Genomic DNA, 19,495 nt, shown 5'->3' with positions numbered 1-19,495 from the left:
CAAGGGGCGGTAATTGTTGACCCTGTGTACCGAGTGAGGAGCGCGCTGTGATTCAGTGGCGGGGAACCTGCAAGGGCACCATCAGTAAAGGCGCCGAAGAGAACCCTTGATTCACTGCGAGGTCTCGGGGGGAGGGCGAGCATGGAGACCGACTCGGAGCCCTATGTCCGCCTGGCGTCCCTGCGGCAGCTGCACCAGGCCATGGCCGACATGAACAAGGCCCGCAGCCTGGCCGACACCCTGCAAGCCGTCGCCGACGGCGTCGTCCAGGCCCTCAACTACGAGCTGGCGTGCGTCAACCTGGTCGGTCCCGACGGCGACCTGGTCGTCGCCGCCTTCGCGGGCAATCCGGCCGCCGAGGCGCTCATCACCGGCCGCTCGGGCTCCCGCGCGTCCTGGGACCGGCGCCTGAACATGGGCGAGCAGTGGGGCGACCTGATCTTCATACCCCACACCGAGGGCTGGGTCCTCGACGACGACGACGTCCCGCAGTGGTACACCGACGGGCCCGCGCCCCGCTTCGAGGACGAGTGGCACCCCTCGGACCGGCTCTTCGCCCCGATGTACGCGCCGGGCCCCCAGGGCGGCGGCAACAGCGGCGAGCTGATCGGCGTCCTGTCCGTGGACCGGCCGCGCAACGGCCGCCGCCCCGGCGCCTGGGGCCGCGAGGCGTTGCAGATGTACGCGTTCCAGGCCGCCATCGCGATCAGCAACGCCCGGCTCCGCTCCAACATGCAGCGCGCCCTGGTCCGCCTGGAGCGCGACCAGCAGGCGCTCAGGGCCAGCGAGGAGAGCTTCCGGCAGGCCTTCGAGTACGCCCCCTCCGGCATGGCCATCGCCGAGATGGGCGGCGACCAGCACGGCCGCATCCTGCGCACCAACGACGCGCTGTGCCGCCTGCTGGGCCGCCGCGCCTCCGCGATGCGCCGCTACGCCTTCTCCGACCTGGTGCACCCCGAGGACATCGGCACCCTGCTGCGCACCTCCGCCGAGGGCGGCCGGGCCGAGCTGCGCCTGGGCCGCCGCGACGGCACCTACGTCTGGGTCTCGCTGCGCAACAGCGTCGTCGCCGACGCCGCCGACGGGCCGCGCTTCCTGCTCACCCACGTCGAGGACATAGAGGAGCGCAAGCGCCGCGAGCTCCAGCTCGCCCACCGCGCCTCCCACGACTCCCTCACCGGCCTGCCGAACAGCGCCGAGCTGCGCTCCCGGCTCGCCGCCCGGCTGTGCCAGCGCCCGCAGACCTCGCATGCGGCCGTGGCCGACGCCATGGACGCCGCCTACGGGCACTCCGCCGTGTTCGACTCCGGCGGCCACACCTTCGACTTCGGCGCCCCCGTGGAGCCGTACGGGGCCTTCGACCACCATGTGCACGCCGTGGCCCCCGAGGACGGGCGCGACGACGGCACCAAGGGACTCGCGGTCCTCTTCTGCGACCTGGACGGCTTCAAGTCGATCAACGACCGGTTCGGGCACAACGCGGGCGACGCCGTGCTGATCGAGGTCGCCCGGCGGCTCAGCGGCGGCGTCCGCGACGGCGACACGGTGGCCCGGCTCGGCGGCGACGAGTTCGTGATCCTCGCCAACGGGCTCGGCCGGGCCGACGCCCAGGACCTCGCCGTACGACTGCGGGGCGAGATCATCCAGCCGATCCGGGCCGAGGGCCGGGCCGTCCGGGTGGGCGCCAGCTTCGGCATCGGCTGGGCCCAGTGCGGCATGACGGCGGACGAAGTCCTGAAGTCGGCTGACGAACGGATGTACGTCGAGAAACGATCTCGTCCCAAACAGCACCGCCGCGCCGGATGATCAGCAGGTCAGCGCGTTGATGCGGTCTGGGTCACCCGTTCGGGTCAGCCGGAGCGGGTAGGCTCGCTCTCTCATACACCCGTACCGCATCACGCACCGCATCTGGTTAGGAGACCTAGGGATGACGCCCGGCAGCAACGGCGCGAGCACGCCCGAGGACGACGACCCCTTCGGCTACCTCTACGCCGACGGGCAGGCCAACGGGGCCCAGCCGCCGTCCGGTGGCTACGGCTACCCGAACTCGGTCAACCGGGTGCGTCCCGTCGGCACACGGCAGTACGGCGCACCGCAGGGCCAGGGCGCCCAGACCGCCGCCTACGGCCAGGCCGCCCCGCCCCAGCAGGGCGCCTACGGCCAGCCGCAGGGGGCCTACGGGCAGCCGAACGCGCACTACGCCGCGCCGGAGACCTTCCCCGGCGGCGGCGGCCCCGGGGGCCCGCAGCAGCCGTCGGGGCACGGCGGGGGCGGCGGACGCCGCGGTCCGAACACCAAGGGTCTGCTGATCGGCGCGGTGGCGGTGGTCGCCGCCGTGGTCGTCGGCATCGCCGTGGCCATGACGAGCAGCGGCTCCGACGACGACAAGAGCGGCGACGCGGCGGGCGGCGACCCGGCCCCCACCCAGTCCCAGAGCAGCGAGCCGAGCCCGTCGGCGAGCGAGGGCGGCGACGACGAGGACGCCGAGCTGCCCTCCGTCGAGGCGAAGGCGATGCGGCTGGGCGGCGCGGCCTCCCTCGCCTCGGAGGTGAAGGGCGCCCAGTCGGCCGGCGGCGTCTACGTGGCCAACCTGAACCAGCCGGGCGCCTCGGTCACCTGGACCGTGAACGGCATCCCCGACGACGGCCTCTACACCCTCTTCACCACGTACAGCGCGGCCGGCGAGGACCAGTCGATGACCCTCACGGTCAACGGCAAGGAGTTCGGCAGCAAGCTGAACCTGGGCAACTTCGCCCACGCCAAGGACGGCGACTTCGCCAAGGGCTGGACCAAGACCTACGCGTGGCCGACCCTCAACAAGGGCACCAACACGATCACGCTGGCCTGCGCCGACGGCGACAAGTGCAACGTCCTGCTGGACCAGTTCTCCCTGAAGAAGGGCCAGGTCAAGGACTAGGGCCCGGCGGGCGGACCCGGCGGCCCCGCAGGGGTCAGGCCGCGCCCGCCTCCGCGGTCACCGCGACGCCGCGCCCGAGCAGCTCCTCGTACGCCGCCCGGTCGAACTCGCCCGCCACCGGCGCCAGCACCGTCGCCGCCGACAGGGCGACCGCGCGGGCCAGCCGCTCTGGCCAGGGCAGCTGCTCCACCAGGCCGGAGAGCAGGCCCGCCACCGCCGAGTCGCCCGCCCCGGTCGGATTGCCCCGGACGTGGGCCGGCGGGGCGGCGCGCCAGCGGCCCTCCGGGGTCACCGCGAGCAGCCCCTCGGCGCCCAGCGAGGCGACCACCGAGCGGGCACCGCGGCGCCGGGCGGCCTGCGCGGCACGCTGCGGCTCGTGCGAGCCGGTCAGCTCGGCCAGCTCGTCGGCGTTCGGCTTGATCAGATCGGGGCGGGCGGCGAGCCCCCGCCGCAGCGGCTCCCCGCTGGTGTCGAGCAGCACCGGCACCCCCGCGGTGCGCGCGGCACGCACCAGTCCGGCATAGGCGCCCACCGGGACGCCCGGCGGCAGGCTGCCGCACAGGGCCACCGCGGCGGCGCCGGTCAGCAGATCCTCGTACGCCACCTGGAAGGCGCTCCACTCGGCGGGCGCGACGGCCGGGCCGGGCTCGTTGAGCTGGGTGGTGTCGCCGCTGCGCTCGTCGACGACGGCGATGGTGCGCCGTGTCGCCCCCGCGACCGGCACGAGCGCGTCGGTCACCCCGTGCACGCCGGTCAGCCCCGCGCGCACGACGCCCCCGGTGGTGCCGCCCGCGAAGCCGGTGACCGTCACCTCGTGCCCGAGGGCCGCCAGCACCCGGGCCACGTTCAGCCCCTTGCCGCCGGGCCGCTCGGTCACCTCGGTCACCCGGTGGGAGGCGTGCGGCCTGAGGCCCTGGACGCGGTAGGTGATGTCGAGCGCGGTGTTGAGAGTGACGGTGAGGATCACCGGGCCGACCTCCCCCGATCGTGTGCGGCTGGCTGTGCCCGCGGAGCCGTGCTCCACGACACGATCATGCCAAAAGGCGGGCGGTCGGCCCAGTCCCCGGGGCGGCCGGACCCGGGGCGGACCCGGGGCCGGACCCGGGGACGGATCAGCCGAGGTGGGGATCGACCACCCAGGCGCCCTTGCGCATCACGCCCACCAGGTCGAAGGCGTCGTCCAGGACCACCAGGTCGGCGTCCTTGCCGGGCTCCAGGGAGCCGATCCGGTCGTCCAGGCCGAGCAGCCGCGCCGGGTTGGCGCAGAGCGCGGCGACCACGTCCCCGACGGGCAGCCGGTCCACCGTCACCGCCCGCTTGAAGGCGCGGTCCAGGGTGAGCGTGGACCCCGCGATCGAGCCGCCCTCCACCAGCCGGGCGACGCCGTCCGCGACCTCGACCTCCAACGGGCCGAGCAGATAGCGGCCGTCGCCGAAGCCCGCCGCGTCCATCGCGTCGGTGATGAAGGCGACCCGGGCGGCACCCGCGTGGTGGAAGGCCAGCTGGAGCGCGGCCGGGTGCAGATGCGTGCCGTCGTTGATCAGCTCGACGGTGATCCGCTCGTCCTCGAGCAGCGCGGTGATCGGCCCCGGGGCGCGGTGACCGACCGGGGGCATCGCGTTGAACAGGTGCGTGGCGACGGTGGCGCCCGCGTCGATGGCCCGCACGGTCTGCTCGTAGGTGGCGTCGGTGTGCCCGACGGCCGCGATCACGCCGTGCTCGACGAGCAGCCGTACGGAGTCCAGGCCGCCCGGCAGCTCGGTCGCCAGCGTCATCATCTTCGCGTGCCCGTGCGCCGCGTCGACCAGCTTGCGCACCTCGGCCGGGTCCGGGTCGCGCAGCAGCTGCTCGTCGTGCGCGCCCTTGCGGCACGGGGAGATGAACGGCCCCTCGAAGTGGATGCCGGCGATGTCGCCCTGCTGGGCCAGCTCGGCGAGCATCCCGGCGTGCCGGGCGAGGAAGTCCAGGTCACCGGTGACGGCGGAGGCGACCACCGTGGTGGTGCCGTGCCTGCGGTGTGTCTCGACGCCGACCAGGACCTCCTCGGCGGTGCCGCCGGCGAAGGAGGCCCCGCCGCCGCCGTGGTTGTGGAGGTCGACGAAGCCGGGGACCACCCAGTGGCCCGACACGTCGACGACCTCGGCCTGCGGGGGAGCCGTGTCCGCGATCCGCGTGCCGTCGACGATCACGCGGCCGTCGTCCACGGTCCCGGTGGGCAGTACCACCCGGGCACCGGCGAGAACCTTGCTTGGGGCCATCAGGTGGTTACCTCCGGGGGAGTCGCGGCCGTGGCGGCCGGGGAAGCTGTGGGAGCCGTGGCGGCGGTGGCAGTCGCGGCAGCGGTGTCGAGCAGGTCCCAGGCCAGCAGCCCGGCACCCAGGCAACCGGCGGTGTCCCCGAGTGCGGCGGGGACGATCTCGGGCAGTTTCTGGAAGGTGACGCGCCGCCGGACGGCGTCCCGCAGCGGTGTGAACAAGGTTTCCCCCGCCTCGGCGAGACCGCCACCGATGATCAGGACGCGCGGGTCCAGCAGGGTGAGCGCGGTGACCAGCCCGTCGGCGAGCGCGTCCACGGCGTCCCGCCACACGGCGAGCGCGCGGGCGTCCCCGGACTCGACGGCCTCGGCGCAGTCGGCGGCGTCCGCCGCCGGGTCGCCGGAGGCCGCCGCCCACGCCTGGCTGACCGCCGACGCGGACGCGAACCGCTCCAGGCAGCCGCGCTGGCCGCACGGGCAGGGGAGGCCGCCGGGGCGCACGACGACATGGCCGATCTCGCCCGCGAAGCCGTGGGCGCCCGCCTCCACCCGGCCGTCGATGCCGATGGCACCCGCGATGCCGGTGCCCAGCGGCACGAACAGGAACCGGTCGGCGCCCTGCCCGGCACCGATCCGGCCCTCGGCGAGTCCGCCGGTGCGCACGTCGTGGCCGAGGGCGACCGGGATGCCGCCGAGCCGCTCGCCGAGCAGCGTCCGCAGCGGTACGTCGCGCCAGCCGAGGTTGGCCGCGTACACGGCGACGCCCCGCTCGGCGTCGACGATGCCGGGGACGGCGACACCGGCGGCGCGGGCCGGCTCGCCGAACCGGTCGGCGCCGTAGGCCCGCAGCTCGGCGGCGAAGTCCAGGATGCCCGCGACGACCGCCTCGGGCCCCCGCTCGCGGCCGGTGGCCCGGCGCGCCTGGTGCAGCAGTTCGCCCCCAGGCCCCGCCAGGGCGGCCTTCATCCCGGTGCCGCCCACATCGAGGGCGATGACATGTCTCACGGGGACAGTGTGGCCCGTACACCCGGGAGAGGTCTAGTCCACTGCGGTGGTGTAGACCTTAATCCGGTAAGCGAACGGGCGAACGAGCAGTCAGGGTTGGGGAACAGGTGCAGCGGCGTAGGACAGGAACGATCGCGGTGGTGTCCGCACTGGGCATGACGGCGGTCCTCGGCGGCTGCGGTCTCACCGGCGACTCGGACGAGGTGACCCTGAAGCTCGTCGCCGCCGACTACGGCGACAGCAAGGACAACAGCTCCCAGAAGTACTGGGACGAGCTGGTCGAGTCCTACGAGGCCAAGCACCCCGACATACACGTGGACGTCACCGTCTACTCGTGGAACGACGTCGACCGCAAGGTCCGCGAGCTGGTCGAGGCGGGCGAGGCGCCCGACATGGCGCAGATCGGCGCCTACTCCGACTACGCGGACCAGGATCTGCTCTACCGCGCCGACGACGTGCTCTCCATCCCGGTCCAGGCCGACTTCGTCTCCCAGCTGGCCGGCGCGGGCCAGGTCAACGGCGTGCAGTACGGCCTGCCCTTCGCGGCCTCCACCCGCGTGCTCTTCTACAACAAGACCCTCTTCGACAAGGCCGGCGTCCAGCCGCCCAAGTCCTGGGACGACCTCGCCGAGGCCGCCGAGGCGCTCAAGGAGAAGGGCGTGAAGTACCCGTACGCCCTGCCGCTGGGCCCCGAGGAGGCGCAGGCCGAGACGATGCAGTGGATGCTCAGCGGCGGCGGCGGCTACACCGACGACGTCGGCACCTACTCCGTCGACTCCCCGCAGAACGTCACCACCTTCACCTGGCTGCGGGACGAACTGGTCGGCAAGGGCCTCACCGGCCCGGTCGCCCCCGGCAAGCTCGACCGCGCCGACGCCTTCGCCGCGTTCGCGAGCGGCGACGTGGGCATGCTCAACGGCCACCCCTCGCTGATGAAGATGGCGTCCGCCAAGGGCGTGAAGTACGGCATGGTGACCACTCCGGGCATCGACGGCGAGAGCAGCAGCACCCTCGGCGTCTCCGACTGGATGACGGCCTTCAAGAAGAACGGCCACCAGAAGGAGGTCGGCGACTTCCTCGACTTCGTCTACAGCGAGGAGAACGTCCTCGACTTCTCCCGTGAGTACAACCTGCTGCCGGTGACCACCTCGGCCTCCCGGACCATGAGCACCGCGGCCGAGGACGAGAACCTCAAGCCGTTCCTGGACGAGCTGCTGCTCTCCGAGCTGTACCCGGTCGGCAAGACCTCCTGGGCCTCGGTCAGCGCGGACGTCAAGAAGCACATCGGCGAGGCGGTGGCGCCCGGCCGCAGCCCCGAGGCCGTTCTCGGCGAGATCCAGGCGACGGCCATGCGGGCGGGCAGCGCGGAGTAGCGGGCCGCGTTGTCGGTGGCGGGCGCTACGGTGCCGTACATGGACCCGGAAGAGCTGGCCGAGCGGGAGCGGAGCATCCTCGCACTGGAACGCCGCGGCTTCTCCGGCCCCGGCGCCAAGGAGCGCGCCATCCGCGAGGAGCTGGGCCTGGCCCCCGTCCGCTACTACCAGCTCCTCAACGCCCTCCTCGACGACCCCCGCGCCCTGGCCACCGACCCGGTGACGGTCAACCGCCTGCGCCGGATCCGCGAGTCCCGCCGCACGGAACGCTGAGCCCGCCCGCACAGGTGGGGGAGTGCGCCCCGCCCCGGCGGGATAGGTTCGCGGTATGGGCAGCCACCTGGACTCCATCCGAGACGACTCCCCGCAGTCCCTGCCGACGCCCGTGACGGCGGCCGGACGCGAGGGGCTCGACGCGCTCCTCGCGCACCCCGGCCGCGCGGTGGTCGCGCTCGACTTCGACGGCACGCTCGCCCCGATCGTGCCCGACCCCGACCGGGCCCGCGCCCACCCCGGGGCCGTACCGGCGCTCGCGGCGCTGGCCCCGAAGGTCGCCTCGATCGCCGTGATCACCGGCCGCCCCGCCGAGGTCGCCGTGCACCACGGCGGCTTCGCGGACGTCCCCGGCCTCGACCGCCTCGTCGTCCTCGGCCACTACGGCGCCGAGCGCTGGGACGCCGCCACCGGCACCCTCACCACGCCCGAACCGCACCCCGGCGTCGCCGCCGTCCGCGCCGAGCTGCCGGGGCTGCTGGAGCGGTCCGGGGCGGCGGAGGGCACCTGGATCGAGGACAAGGGGCACGCGGTCGCCGTCCACACCCGCCGCGCCCCCGACCCGCAGGCCGCCTTCGACGCCCTGCGCGCCCCCCTCACCGACCTGGCCGCCCGGCACGGCCTGATCGTCGAACCCGGCCGCATGGTGCTGGAGCTGCGCCCGCCCGGCATGGACAAGGGCGCGGCCCTGCGGTCGTACGTCCACTCCCTCGACGCCGCCGCCGTCCTCTTCGCCGGCGACGACCTCGGCGACCTCCCGGCCTACGCGGCCGTCGACACCCTCCGCGCCGAGGGCACCCCGGGCCTCCTGGTGTGCAGCGGCAGCGACGAGGTGACGGAACTGCGCGAGCGCGCGGACGTCGAGGTGGCCGGCCCGGCCGGAGTGGTGGCCCTGCTGGCGGCCCTCGCGCGCCGGCTGGCCTGAGACAACGTCACGGACGCTTCCCCCGTATGTCACAGGCGTGTCCTGACGCCCCGGGCAGGGGAACCCGATCTTCCGCCCGCACGGTCTTGGGAGGCGTAACGCCTGCTCAGTGAGCCCAGAACCGTGGAGGAACACGCCATGTCCGCTCGGAAGACTCCGCTCCTCGCCCTCGCCGCCGTGGCCCTCGGCCTGACGCTGACCGCCTGCGGCAACGGCGGCAGCAGCGACGACGCGGCCCCCGCCACCTCCACCGCGAAGAGCGCCGCACAGTCCGCCACCGCCACCGCCACCGGCACGTCCTCGGACACCCCGAAGGGTGCGAAGCCCGGCCAGGGGACGGGGGAGAAGTGCACGGACCAGGTGAACTACGCGGGTGACCCGAGGTCGAACGCCGAGATCAACTCCATCGGCGAGGAGACCGGCACCTGCCCGCCGGTCCAGTCGGGCGGCGCGCAGTCCGGCGCCCCCAAGGAGGACGGGGAGAAGTGCACGGACCAGCAGGACTACGCCGGTGACCCCAGGTCGAACGCCGAGATCAACTCGATCGGCGCGGACACCGGCACCTGCCCGCCGGTCCAGTCGGGCGGCACGCAGTCCGGCACCCCGAAGAAGGACGGGGTGAAGTGCACGGACCAGGTGAACTACGCCGGTGACCCGAGGCCGAACGCCGAGATCAACTCCATCGGCGAGGAGACCGGCACCTGCCCGCCGGTCCAGGACAAGTAGCCCCCGCCCCGGCCCCTCAGCCCCGCAGCGCGTCCAGCTGCTCCAGGAACCACCGCGCCGGGGGCAGCGCGGTGCCGGCGGCGGCGAGCCGCTTCGACCGCTCGGCCCGCTCCCCGGCGGGCAGGGAGAGCGCCTCGTGCAGGGCGTCCGCCGTCCCGACCACGTCGTACGGGTTCACCACCACCGCGTCCTCGCCCAGCTCCTCGTACGCCCCCGCCTCCCGCGACAGCACCAGCGCGCAGCCGCTGTCGGAGACGACCGGCACCTCCTTCGCGACCAGGTTCATCCCGTCCCGGACGGGGTTGACGAGCGCCACGTCCGCCAGCCGGTACGCCGCGAGGGACCGCGCGAAGTCGTCCTTCAGGTTCAGCACGACCGGCGTCCACCCCGGCGTGCCGAACTCCTCGTTGATCGCCTCCGCGACCCGCCGCACCTCGGCCGTGTAGTCCCGGTACACGGCGAGGTCCTGCCGCGAGGGGTAGGCGAACGCGACGTGCACGACCCGCTCGCGCCACTCGGGCCGGCCCGTCAGCAGCTCCCGGTAGGCCAGCAGCCCCCGCACGATGTTCTTGGACAGCTCGGTCCGGTCCACCCGCACGATCGTGCGGCGGCCCTCCCCGATCTCCGCGCGCAGATCCGCCATCCGCTCCTCGACGTCCGCCTCGTGCGACCGCGCGCGCAGGAAGTCCCCGTCGGCGCCCAGCCCGTGCACGCCGATCTCCGTGCCGCCGAGCCCGCCCACCACGGCGTCGCAGCACGCGGTGAACGCGTCGGCCCAGCGCCGGGTGAGGAACCCGAGCCGGTCGGCGCCCAGCATCCCGCGCAGCACCTGCTCGGCGATGTCGTCCGGCAGCAGCCGGAAGTAGTCGACCGGGGCCCACGGCGTGTGCGAGAAGTGGCCGATCCTGAGGTCGGGCCGCAGCTCGCGCAGCATCCCCGGCACCAGCGTCAGGTGGTAGTCCTGCACGATCGCGACCGCGCCCTCGGCCGCCTCCTCGGCCAGCGCCTCGGCGAAGGCCCGGTTGTACGCCTCGTAGGAGGCCCACTGCCGCCTGAACTCCGCGTCGAAGACCGGCTCCAGGGGCGTCTGGTACAGCATGTGGTGCACGAACCACAGCACCGAGTTGGCGATCCCGTTGTACGCGTCCGCGTGCACGTCGGCCGGCACGTCCAGCATCCGTACGCCGTCCTCGCCGACCCCGCGCCGCACCGCCTCGCGGTCGCCGTCGCCCAGCGCCGAGCACACCCACAGCGCACCGGCGTCGGGCCCGATGGCCGACAGCCCCGAGACGAGCCCGCCACCGCCCCGTTTGGCGAGCAGCGACCCGTCCTCCCGCACCTCGTACGAGACGGGCCCCCGATTGGAGGCGACCAGCACCTGAGCAGCACCGAACCTTGAAGCCATACGCCTCAACCTAGCCCGGCCCCTCGCACCTCAAACGTTCCCCTGTGTCACCCGGACGCCGATCCGGTCACGCGGCCCGCCGTCAGGCCACCCGCCGGGCCGCGTACTCCGCGATCTCCGTCATCGGGGGCCGTTCCTCGGTGTCCACGGCGTAGGTGCGCGGCTCGAAGCCGTCGACGCCCCGCTCGAACTGGGTGAGGGCCGGCCGGACCAGGTGGCCGCGGGCCAGCCGGAGCTGGGCGGTGCGGTAGATCGCGGCGGCCATCCGGCCCAGGGCCCGCCCGTCCTGGTGGCGGTGGACGCGGACCCCCACGTCGACCTGCGCGAGCGCGTCCAGGCCCACCAGGTGCAGGGCGTCGACCAGCATGCCCAGCTCGACGCCGTAGCCGACCGGGAAGGGGAGCCGTTCCAGCAGGGAGCGGCGGGCCGCGTACTCGCCGCCCAGCGGCTGGACGAAACCGGCCAGCTGCGGCCAGTGCATGTTCAGCAGCGGGCGGGCCATCAGCTCCGTGACCCGGCCGCCCTGCCCGGCGGCCCCGCCCAGCGGCCGGTCGTACATGGCCTTGACGAGGTGCACGTCCGGGTCGGTGAGCAGCGGGCCCACGATCCCGGAGACGAAGTCGGCGGAGAACTCGCGCAGGTCGGCGTCGACGAAGCAGACGATGTCCCCGCCGGTGACCAGCAGCGAACGCCACAGCACCTCGCCCTTGCCCGGCACGGCGGGGATGCGGGGGAGGATCGCGTCGCGGTGCACGACGCGCGCGCCGGCCGCCGCGGCCACCTCCGCCGTGCGGTCGCTCGACCCGGAGTCCACGACCACGATCTCGTCGACGAGCGGGACCCGCTCCACCAGCTCCCGCCGGATCACCGTGACGATGTCGCCGACCGTCGCCTCCTCGTCCAGGGCGGGCAGCACCACGCTGACCGACTGCCCGGTGGCGTGCTTGGCGGACAGAAGGTGCTGGACGGGCCGGTCACCGGCCGACCAGGAGCGTGCGTCCAGCCAGCGCTCGACTTCTTCCAGCACGTCCCGGGGCTCCTTTGTGATCCATCTCGCGGTGCGGACGACTATCTCAACCGTCCTGGCCTTCGGTTACAGTCTTGAACAACGCGTGGGACCACCGCATGCCGGGGTCGCCGCGCGCACCGGCGAAGAACAACGCGAAGAACAACTTCATACCGCTCATCCAGAGGGGCAGAGGGATACGGCCCGATGAAGCCCCGGCAACCCTCCAGCCGGCTCTTGTCACACGGACGTGGCGAGGCTCCCGGCTAGGGAAGGTGCCAAATCCGTCTCACGGCGAGATGCGTCGTGAGGAAGATGAGGAGAAAGGGCCTCGCCTCCATGGCTGTGCAGACTGCCGAATCCACCACGAACTCCGCGACCCCCGCGGTCGACCTCGGCCCCGCCGCAGCGCTGAGCTGCCGGGAGTGCGGCCACCGGGTCCCGCTCGGACCGGTCTTCGCCTGCGAGGAGTGTTTCGGCCCCCTCGAGATCGCCTACGACTTCTCCGCCTACGACGCCGAAGAGCTGCGCAAGCGGATCGAGGCGGGCCCCGCGAACATCTGGCGCTACGCCCCGCTGCTGCCCGTCCCGGCCGACGTCGCCACCAAGCCGAACATCAACCCCGGCTGGACCAAGCTCGTCAAGGCCGACAACCTCGCCCGCGAGCTGGGCGTCACCGGCGGGCTGTACGTGAAGGACGACTCCGGCAACCCCACGCACTCCTTCAAGGACCGCGTCGTCGCCCAGGCCATCGAGGCCGCCCGCGCCTTCGGCTTCACCACGCTCTCCTGCTCCTCCACCGGCAATCTCGCCGGTGCCGTCGGCGCCGCCGCCGCCCGGGCCGGTTTCCGCTCCTGCGTGTTCATCCCGCACGACCTGGAGCAGGGCAAGGTCGTCATGGCCGCCGTCTACGGCGGCGAGCTGGTCGGCATCGAGGGCAACTACGACGACGTGAACCGCTTCTGCTCCGAGCTGATCGGCGACCCGGCCGGCGAGGGCTGGGGCTTCGTCAACGTCAACCTGCGGCCGTACTACGCCGAGGGCTCCAAGACCCTCGCGTACGAGATCTGCGAGCAGCTCGGCTGGCAGCTGCCCGACCAGATCGTGGTGCCGATCGCCTCCGGCTCCCAGCTGACGAAGATCGACAAGGGGCTGAAGGAGCTGATCGAGCTCGGCCTGGTCGAGGACAAGCCGTACAAGATCTTCGGCGCGCAGGCCGAGGGCTGCTCGCCGGTCTCCACCGCGTACAAGGCCGGGCACGACGTGGTCCGCCCGCAGAAGCCGAACACCATCGCCAAGTCGCTGGCCATCGGCAACCCGGCCGACGGCCCCTACGTCCTGGACATCGCCCGCCGCACCGGCGGCGCCGTGGAGGACGTGACCGACGAGCAGGTCGTGGACGCGATCAAGCTGCTCGCCCGCACCGAGGGCATCTTCGCGGAGACGGCGGGCGGCGTGACCGTCGGCGTCACGAAGAAGCTGATCGAGGACGGCGTGCTGGACCCGTCGCTCACCACGGTCGTCCTGAACACCGGCGACGGCCTGAAGACCCTCGACGCGGTGGCCGGCACCGGCGTCACCGCCACGATCCGCCCCAACCTGGACTCCTTCCGAGAGGCTGGCCTCGCATGAGCGTGACCGTTCGTATCCCGACCATCCTGCGCACCTACACCGGCGGCAAGGCCGAGGTGAGCGCCGACGGCGCCACCCTCGGCGAGGTCATCTCCGACCTGGAGAAGCACCACACCGGCATCGCCGCCCGCGTCCTGGACGACCAGGGCAAGCTGCGCCGCTTCGTCAACGTCTACGTCAACGACGACGACGTCCGCTTCGAGCAGGGCCTTCAGACCGCGACGCCGGACGGCGCGGGCGTCTCGATCATCCCGGCGGTCGCCGGCGGCTGAAACGGACGCGGATACACCTTGTAGTGCGTATTGCCCTCTCCGTAAGAGAAACGGAGGGGGCAATTCCATGTGGTTGAGCGCGGTAGAGTTGGGGAACGCGCTCCCGATCGGCACAACGGGAACCGTTAATTCCTGCCGCCCGCCCGACAAGAAGCAGCCAAAGTGCGAGCGTATTCTGCGGCTTTTGTTCCCTTTGCGTGCCCCGACTTGACCCGAATTCAGGCGAATTCTCGCCACATTCCGGACCGGGCGCGTCCAGATTTCTCGTCCGACTGACCTGTTGCAGACGGCAGTTGGACAGATACATTCAGCCGCGGTCGACGCGTTCCGGCGCACGCCCCCAGTCGTGAGGGGGCGAGGTCTGACCCGGGTCCGCGAAGTGCGGATCTGTGCAAGGGCCAGTAATAGGGGAGTTAGGCATGGCTCAGGGCACCGTCAAGTGGTTCAACGCGGAGAAGGGGTACGGCTTCATCGCGGTCGACGGTGGTGCGGATGTTTTCGTCCACTACAGCGCGATTCAGATGGACGGCTACCGCACCCTCGAAGAAGGCCAGCGGGTCGAGTTCGAGATCTCGCAGGGTCAGAAGGGCCCGCAGGCCGACATGGTTCGCCTCAGCGCCTGAGACGTTCGGCCACCGCAAGCGAACGGTTCTTCTCCGAAGGGCCCGCACCTCGTCAGGGGTGCGGGCCCTTCGGGCTGTCCGGACACCCGTCCGGGTCCGTGTTCGCGGGTGGCTGAGCGCGGGCGCCGATCCCCGGCAGGCGCTTGCACTCGGCAGGGGCGAGTGCTAATCATTGGCGTTAGCACTCTGATGGTGAGAGTGACAACGAAGGACCGGGTCGGTGAGGCCCGCAGGCCGGGTGGGGAAGGAACCGCACGGCAGGCGAGCCGTCCGTCGCGGGCGCGGGCGCGGTCCGAAGGAATCACCCCCAGTCCTGGAGGGACCACTTCACATGGCCAAGATCATCGCGTTCGACGAGGAGGCACGGCGCGGCCTCGAGCGCGGCATGAACCAGCTCGCGGACGCCGTCAAGGTGACGCTCGGCCCCAAGGGCCGCAACGTCGTCCTCGAGAAGAAGTGGGGCGCCCCCACGATCACCAACGATGGTGTCTCCATCGCCAAGGAGATCGAACTCGAGGACCCGTACGAGAAGATCGGCGCCGAGCTGGTCAAGGAAGTCGCCAAGAAGACGGACGACGTCGCCGGTGACGGTACGACCACCGCGACCGTTCTCGCCCAGGCCCTGGTCAAGGAAGGCCTGCGCAACGTCGCGGCCGGCGCCAACCCGATGGCCCTCAAGCGCGGCATCGAGAAGGCCGTCGAGGCCGTCTCCGCCGCCCTGCTCGAGCAGGCCAAGGATGTCGAGACCAAGGAGCAGATCGCCTCCACGGCCTCCATCTCCGCCGCCGACACCCAGATCGGCGAGCTGATCGCCGAGGCCATGGACAAGGTCGGCAAGGAAGGCGTCATCACCGTCGAGGAGTCCCAGACCTTCGGTCTGGAGCTGGAGCTCACCGAGGGTATGCGCTTCGACAAGGGCTACATCTCGGCGTACTTCGCCACCGACATGGAGCGTATGGAGGCGTCGCTCGACGACCCGTACATCCTGATCGCCAACTCCAAGATCGGCAACGTCAAGGACCTGCTGCCGCTCCTGGAGAAGGTCATGCAGTCGGGCAAGCCGCTGCTGATCATCGCCGAGGACGTCGAGGGCGAGGCCCTGTCGACCCTGGTCGTCAACAAGATCCGCGGCACCTTCAAGTCCGTCGCCGTCAAGGCCCCGGGCTTCGGCGACCGCCGCAAGGCCATGCTCGGCGACATCGCCATCCTCACGGGCGGCGAGGTCATCTCCGAGGAGGTCGGCCTCAAGCTCGAGAACGCCACGCTGGACCTGCTGGGCAGCGCGCGCAAGGTCGTCATCACCAAGGACGAGACCACGATCGTGGACGGCGCCGGCTCGGCCGACCAGGTCCAGGGCCGCGTCAACCAGATCCGCGCCGAGATCGAGAACAGCGACTCGGACTACGACCGCGAGAAGCTCCAGGAGCGCCTGGCGAAGCTGGCCGGCGGCGTGGCCGTCATCAAGGCCGGTGCCGCCACCGAGGTCGAGCTCAAGGAGCGCAAGCACCGCATCGAGGACGCCGTTCGCAACGCGAAGGCGGCCGTCGAGGAGGGCATCGTCGCCGGTGGTGGCGTGGCCCTGCTCCAGGCCTCCCAGGTCTTCGAGAAGCTGGAGCTGTCGGGTGACGAGGCGACCGGCGCCAACGCCGTGAAGCTCGCCCTGGAGGCCCCGCTGAAGCAGATCGCCGTCAACGGTGGTCTCGAGGGCGGCGTCGTCGTGGAGAAGGTCCGCAACCTGACCGTCGGCCACGGCCTGAACGCCGCGACCGGTGAGTACGTCGACATGATCGCCGAGGGCATCATCGACCCGGCGAAGGTGACCCGCTCTGCCCTGCAGAACGCCGCCTCCATCGCCGCGCTGTTCCTCACCACCGAGGCCGTCATCGCCGACAAGCCGGAGAAGGCCGCCGCGGCGGGCGCCCCGGGCGGCATGCCGGGCGGTGACATGGACTTCTGATCGACCGGTTCCGGTTGATCGGCCGTCCCGTACGGACCGAGGGCGGCACTCCCCGAGCGGGGGGTGCCGCCCTCGGGCGTTTCCGCCCGCTTCCGCTGTTGTCAGGGTCACATCGGGGCGTCGGGCGGAATGGCCCGGCGGGGTGGGCCGGTTCCCGTTGGGGAGTGCATGAATGCGCACGCACATACCGACCGGTACCCACCTCAGGAGCCCCCACGTGACCGTCACCTCCGCCGAGGCCGCCACCCGCGCCGCCCGACTGCTCGCCCGCCCGGCCACGATCAACGGCCTCACCGTGCCCAACCGCATCGCGATGGCGCCGATGACCCGGATGTTCTCCCCGGGCGGCGTCCCCGGCGAGGACGTGGTCTCGTACTACTCCCGCCGCGCCGCCGCTGGAGTCGGACTGATCGTCACCGAGGGCACCTACGTCGGCCACGCCTCGGCCGGGCAGAGCGACCGCGTCCCGCGCTTCCACGGCGAGGAGCAGCTCGCCGGGTGGGCGAAGGTCGCCGAGGCGGTGCACGCGGCGGGCGGCACGATCGTGCCGCAGCTGTGGCACATCGGCATGGTCCGCAAGGCCGGGGAGCCGCCCTTCCCGGAGGCTCCCGCGGTCGGCCCGTCTGGCCTGCGCATCGGCGAGGACGAGCCCACCGGCACCGCGATGACCCAGCGCGACCTGGACGACGTCATCGGCGCCTTCGCCGAGTCCGCCGCGGCCGCAGAGCGCATCGGCTTCGACGGCGTGGAGATCCACGGCGCCCACGGCTACCTCGTCGACCAGTTCCTGTGGTCCGGCACCAACCGCCGCACCGACGCCTACGGCGGCGACCCGGTGGCCCGGACCCGGTTCGCCGCCGAGATCGTGGCCGCCGTACGGGAGACCGTCTCCGCGGACTTCCCCGTGATCTTCCGCTACTCCCAGTGGAAGCAGGACGTCTACGGCGCCCGCCTCGCCGAGACGCCCCAGGAGCTGGAGGCCATCCTCGCCCCGCTCGCCTCGGCCGGTGTCGACGCCTTCCACGCCTCCACCCGCCGCTACTGGCTGCCCGAGTTCGAGGGCTCGGACCTCAACCTGGCCGGCTGGACCAAGAAGCTCACCGGCAAGACCGCCATCACCGTCGGCTCGGTCGGCCTCGACGGCGACTTCACCAAGTCCTTCCAGGGCCAGGGCGCCCCGGTCGGCAGCCTCGACAACCTCCTCGACCGCATGGAGCGCGACGAGTTCGACCTCGTCGCCGTCGGCCGCGCGCTGCTCCAGGACCCGCAGTGGGCCGAGAAGGTCCTCACCGGCCGCTTCGACGCGCTCGCCCCGTACGACGCGGCAGCGATCAAGACCCTGAGCTGACCGGCTGGCACGCGAACCGCCCCTGCAGCCCCTGCACCGACCCGCACTTGCCCGGCACGCCGGGCATGCGGGCTCCTGGGGCCTGGCAGAAGCTCTCGGCCGGGTGCGGTGCGAAGGGGCAGTGGTTCTACGAGGCGAGGGGTCAGGACTCGTACGACCAACTGCGGCCCGTCTGCCGGTACTCGGCCACCGGGATGGGCTCCACGCCGGGCCTCATTCGGTAGGTGTACAGGTGTCCGTCGAGGTGGTCGATCTCGTGAGCGATGAGGCGGGCCACGCCCCGTTCGTACGTCGTCGTGACCGTGGTGCCGTCGAGAGCCGTGGTCTCTACCGTGATCCTCAGGGGCCGGGGCACCATGCCGCGTACGTCGAAGAAGCTCAGGCACCCCTCGAACTGCTCGTCGGCCTCCTCCGAGGTGTCCACGATGCGGGGGTTGACCAGGACGATGGCCCCGGCGCCGGCTTCGGGCGGCTGGACGACGGCAACGGTGCGGCCCATGCCGATCTGCGGTGCGGCGATACCCGCCCCCTTGGCGAAGGTGTGCACGCCGGAGATGCGTTCCATAGCCGCGAAGAGGGCTTCGACAGCCTGTTCCACGGCGTCCCGTTCTGTGGGCAGGTCGAAGGACCTGGCGGGCTCGGTGAGGATAGGTGCGCCCTCTTGGACGACGCCGAGGTCGCGCATCTGCTGGCTGGGCAGCGCCTCGCTCACGTGAACTCCTCGGTGCTCATGTCCTGTTGGGGCGGCCCGGAAGCGCCATTCAAGACGATAGCGGGCGTGCAGGATGGGGCGGCTCGTCGACCAGGTGAAGACGGTGACGCCGTTCTCCTCAGTGCGCGTCGGTGCAGTGTGGAGCGGGGATGCCTCGGCGGTCATGGAGGTCACCGTCCCCCAGACCGCAGGGTCGAGCCGGGTCGGGAAGGCCAGCTGCACTTCGAGGTGCTCGGTGGGCAGCCGGACGGCGCGCTGGAACCAGCGGCCCCACTTCTCCTGGCCGACCGTGTAGGTGTACTCGATCCACACCGACTCGCCGGGGTACAGCGGGAACCGGCTCTGATCGTTCTCGAACAGCAGCCAGACCTCTTTGAAGGCGTCTCGGTCGTGCTTGGCCTGCCACCTCATGCTCTCGCCCCGGCACACCGCGGTGAGGTCGAGTTCGCTCCAGGTCAGCGGGTGGGACCGGTAGTGGGCGTTGCTCCGCTCGGGTTCCCCGGGGTAGCGGTCGACGCTGATGCGGATGAGGTAGCGGGTGATGGGCTCGGTGCCTGTGTTGCGCAGCAGGCGCCGCATGGTGAGCCGGTAACGGTCCCCGTCGTAGTCGAGGCGTGCGGCGTCGTGCTCGACGAGGACGGAGGATCCGGTGGCGTACGGCTGCTCGGTCCGCGCGGCGGGCACCAAGGCTGTCTTACTGGCTCGGATCTTGGCGGTCTCGTAGGCGCGCCACAGCTGCCAGATCGCTTTGCCCGCGTTCAGCGTCTCGTCGGCACGCCGCGCGAAGTCCTCCGTGGGCTTCGTCCGCCCGGACTCCATGTGACTGACGTAGGACGGGTGGAAGCCCATGCGTAGGGCGAGGGCCCGCTTCGACAGGCCCCGCACCTCCCGCCAGCGTGCGAGTTCCGCGACGAAGTGCTCGTGGGCCTGCTCCGACGTCAGGTGGCCCTGCGGCTCCATCATCCCCCCGTATAGCGGCTGGTTGAGTGCGTGAGTGAACTGTGAGTGACCCCAGTTCACCATTCTGTCGCTGCCCCTGACGCCGCTTTCCTTCCCTCACCGGCCCG

Annotated in this window: 17 protein-coding genes and 1 riboswitch; of the genes, 11 read left to right on the top strand and 6 right to left on the bottom strand. The window is 71.9% G+C overall.

Annotation, left to right across the window (positions count from 1 at the left end; translation table 11 throughout):
• Positions 1–141: 141 nt before the first annotated feature.
• Both cdgB and ACIRGB_RS16160 read left to right on the top strand, forming a co-directional pair.
• Positions 142–1,806 (top strand): diguanylate cyclase CdgB, encoded by a 1,665-nt coding sequence (gene cdgB, locus ACIRGB_RS16165; protein ID WP_403864437.1) that lies wholly within the window; start codon positions 142–144, stop codon positions 1,804–1,806.
• A gap of 121 nt (positions 1,807–1,927) precedes the next feature.
• Positions 1,928–2,917 carry a carbohydrate-binding protein gene (locus ACIRGB_RS16160; protein WP_403864434.1) on the top strand — a complete coding sequence of 330 codons (990 nt, stop codon included), beginning with the start codon at positions 1,928–1,930 and terminating at the stop codon, positions 2,915–2,917.
• Between the two features lie 34 nt (positions 2,918–2,951).
• Here ACIRGB_RS16160 and ACIRGB_RS16155 read toward each other — a convergent pair whose 3' ends face one another.
• From ACIRGB_RS16155 to ACIRGB_RS16145, 3 genes are all read right to left on the bottom strand, one after another.
• A complete protein-coding gene (locus ACIRGB_RS16155) occupies positions 2,952–3,884 on the bottom strand; it encodes a 1-phosphofructokinase family hexose kinase (protein WP_403864431.1) in 933 nt (310 codons plus the stop codon).
• Between the two features lie 145 nt (positions 3,885–4,029).
• On the bottom strand, positions 4,030–5,175 hold the full coding sequence (gene nagA / locus ACIRGB_RS16150) for an N-acetylglucosamine-6-phosphate deacetylase (protein WP_403864428.1): 1,146 nt from the start codon (positions 5,173–5,175) through the stop codon (positions 4,030–4,032).
• Entirely contained in the window at positions 5,175–6,176 is a 1,002-nt protein-coding gene (locus ACIRGB_RS16145; protein WP_403864425.1) for an ROK family protein, read from the bottom strand. The genes nagA and ACIRGB_RS16145 overlap by 1 nt, the downstream gene beginning before the upstream one ends.
• Positions 6,177–6,331: 155 nt before the next feature.
• Here ACIRGB_RS16145 and ACIRGB_RS16140 point away from each other — a divergent pair, with 155 nt between their 5' ends.
• The 4 genes from ACIRGB_RS16140 (at position 6,332) to ACIRGB_RS16125 (ending at position 9,473) form a co-directional block, all read left to right on the top strand.
• Positions 6,332–7,549 carry an extracellular solute-binding protein gene (locus ACIRGB_RS16140; RefSeq protein ID WP_403864884.1) on the top strand — a complete coding sequence of 406 codons (1,218 nt, stop codon included), beginning with the start codon at positions 6,332–6,334 and terminating at the stop codon, positions 7,547–7,549.
• Positions 7,550–7,588: 39 nt separating this feature from the next.
• On the top strand, positions 7,589–7,822 hold the full coding sequence (locus ACIRGB_RS16135; RefSeq protein ID WP_403864422.1) for a DUF3263 domain-containing protein: 234 nt from the start codon (positions 7,589–7,591) through the stop codon (positions 7,820–7,822).
• Between the two features lie 55 nt (positions 7,823–7,877).
• On the top strand, positions 7,878–8,747 hold the full coding sequence (gene otsB, locus ACIRGB_RS16130; RefSeq protein ID WP_403864419.1) for a trehalose-phosphatase: 870 nt from the start codon (positions 7,878–7,880) through the stop codon (positions 8,745–8,747).
• Between the two features lie 138 nt (positions 8,748–8,885).
• Complete coding sequence (locus tag ACIRGB_RS16125; RefSeq protein WP_403864416.1) at positions 8,886–9,473, top strand: hypothetical protein; 588 nt, start codon at positions 8,886–8,888, stop codon at positions 9,471–9,473.
• Between the two features lie 16 nt (positions 9,474–9,489).
• On the opposite strand, the gene ACIRGB_RS16120 is transcribed toward ACIRGB_RS16125, so the two are convergent.
• On the bottom strand, positions 9,490–10,878 hold the full coding sequence (locus ACIRGB_RS16120; RefSeq protein ID WP_403864413.1) for a trehalose-6-phosphate synthase: 1,389 nt from the start codon (positions 10,876–10,878) through the stop codon (positions 9,490–9,492).
• Positions 10,879–10,960: 82 nt separating this feature from the next.
• A complete protein-coding gene (locus ACIRGB_RS16115; protein ID WP_403864410.1) occupies positions 10,961–11,905 on the bottom strand; it encodes a glucosyl-3-phosphoglycerate synthase in 945 nt (314 codons plus the stop codon).
• A 153-nt stretch (positions 11,906–12,058) separates the two neighbouring features.
• Positions 12,059–12,206, top strand: a riboswitch (SAM riboswitch).
• Between the two features lie 17 nt (positions 12,207–12,223).
• Here ACIRGB_RS16115 and thrC point away from each other — a divergent pair.
• The 5 genes from thrC to ACIRGB_RS16090 all read left to right on the top strand — a co-directional run bounded on the left by thrC (position 12,224) and on the right by ACIRGB_RS16090 (position 17,716).
• A complete protein-coding gene (gene thrC, locus ACIRGB_RS16110) occupies positions 12,224–13,516 on the top strand; it encodes a threonine synthase (protein ID WP_403864407.1) in 1,293 nt (430 codons plus the stop codon).
• On the top strand, positions 13,513–13,788 hold the full coding sequence (locus ACIRGB_RS16105; protein ID WP_403864405.1) for a MoaD/ThiS family protein: 276 nt from the start codon (positions 13,513–13,515) through the stop codon (positions 13,786–13,788). The genes thrC and ACIRGB_RS16105 overlap by 4 nt, the downstream gene beginning before the upstream one ends.
• A 419-nt stretch (positions 13,789–14,207) precedes the next feature.
• Positions 14,208–14,411, top strand: coding sequence for a cold-shock protein (locus ACIRGB_RS16100; RefSeq protein WP_004929928.1), 204 nt, complete (start codon positions 14,208–14,210; stop codon positions 14,409–14,411).
• 331 nt (positions 14,412–14,742) lie between these two features.
• Positions 14,743–16,368, top strand: coding sequence for a chaperonin GroEL (gene groL, locus ACIRGB_RS16095; RefSeq protein ID WP_356359560.1), 1,626 nt, complete (start codon positions 14,743–14,745; stop codon positions 16,366–16,368).
• Positions 16,369–16,585: 217 nt separating this feature from the next.
• Entirely contained in the window at positions 16,586–17,716 is a 1,131-nt protein-coding gene (locus ACIRGB_RS16090; RefSeq protein ID WP_403864400.1) for an NADH:flavin oxidoreductase, read from the top strand.
• 142 nt (positions 17,717–17,858) lie between these two features.
• Here ACIRGB_RS16090 and ACIRGB_RS16085 read toward each other — a convergent pair whose 3' ends face one another.
• Positions 17,859–19,391, bottom strand: coding sequence for a peptide deformylase (locus tag ACIRGB_RS16085; protein WP_403864397.1), 1,533 nt, complete (start codon positions 19,389–19,391; stop codon positions 17,859–17,861).
• Between the last annotated feature and the right edge of the window lie 104 nt (positions 19,392–19,495).

Origin of the sequence: Streptomyces sp. NPDC102490 (genome assembly GCF_044765285.1) — a bacterium.
In the GTDB taxonomy this organism is placed as follows: domain Bacteria; phylum Actinomycetota; class Actinomycetes; order Streptomycetales; family Streptomycetaceae; genus Streptomyces.
The sequence above is the reverse complement of the archived record's forward strand: the minus strand, read 5'-3'. Positions and strand labels throughout refer to the sequence as shown.

Coding starts and splice junctions, on each gene's coding strand:
- cdgB (WP_403864437.1), top strand. CDS start 142: ATGGAGACCGACTCGGAGCCCTATGTCCGCCTGGCGTCCCTGCGGCAG.
- ACIRGB_RS16160 (WP_403864434.1), top strand. CDS start 1,928: ATGACGCCCGGCAGCAACGGCGCGAGCACGCCCGAGGACGACGACCCC.
- nagA (WP_403864428.1), bottom strand. CDS start 5,175: ATGGCCCCAAGCAAGGTTCTCGCCGGTGCCCGGGTGGTACTGCCCACC.
- ACIRGB_RS16140 (WP_403864884.1), top strand. CDS start 6,332: ATGACGGCGGTCCTCGGCGGCTGCGGTCTCACCGGCGACTCGGACGAG.
- ACIRGB_RS16135 (WP_403864422.1), top strand. CDS start 7,589: ATGGACCCGGAAGAGCTGGCCGAGCGGGAGCGGAGCATCCTCGCACTG.
- otsB (WP_403864419.1), top strand. CDS start 7,878: ATGGGCAGCCACCTGGACTCCATCCGAGACGACTCCCCGCAGTCCCTG.
- ACIRGB_RS16125 (WP_403864416.1), top strand. CDS start 8,886: ATGTCCGCTCGGAAGACTCCGCTCCTCGCCCTCGCCGCCGTGGCCCTC.
- ACIRGB_RS16120 (WP_403864413.1), bottom strand. CDS start 10,878: ATGGCTTCAAGGTTCGGTGCTGCTCAGGTGCTGGTCGCCTCCAATCGG.
- thrC (WP_403864407.1), top strand. CDS start 12,224: ATGGCTGTGCAGACTGCCGAATCCACCACGAACTCCGCGACCCCCGCG.
- ACIRGB_RS16105 (WP_403864405.1), top strand. CDS start 13,513: ATGAGCGTGACCGTTCGTATCCCGACCATCCTGCGCACCTACACCGGC.
- ACIRGB_RS16100 (WP_004929928.1), top strand. CDS start 14,208: ATGGCTCAGGGCACCGTCAAGTGGTTCAACGCGGAGAAGGGGTACGGC.
- groL (WP_356359560.1), top strand. CDS start 14,743: ATGGCCAAGATCATCGCGTTCGACGAGGAGGCACGGCGCGGCCTCGAG.
- ACIRGB_RS16085 (WP_403864397.1), bottom strand. CDS start 19,391: ATGATGGAGCCGCAGGGCCACCTGACGTCGGAGCAGGCCCACGAGCAC.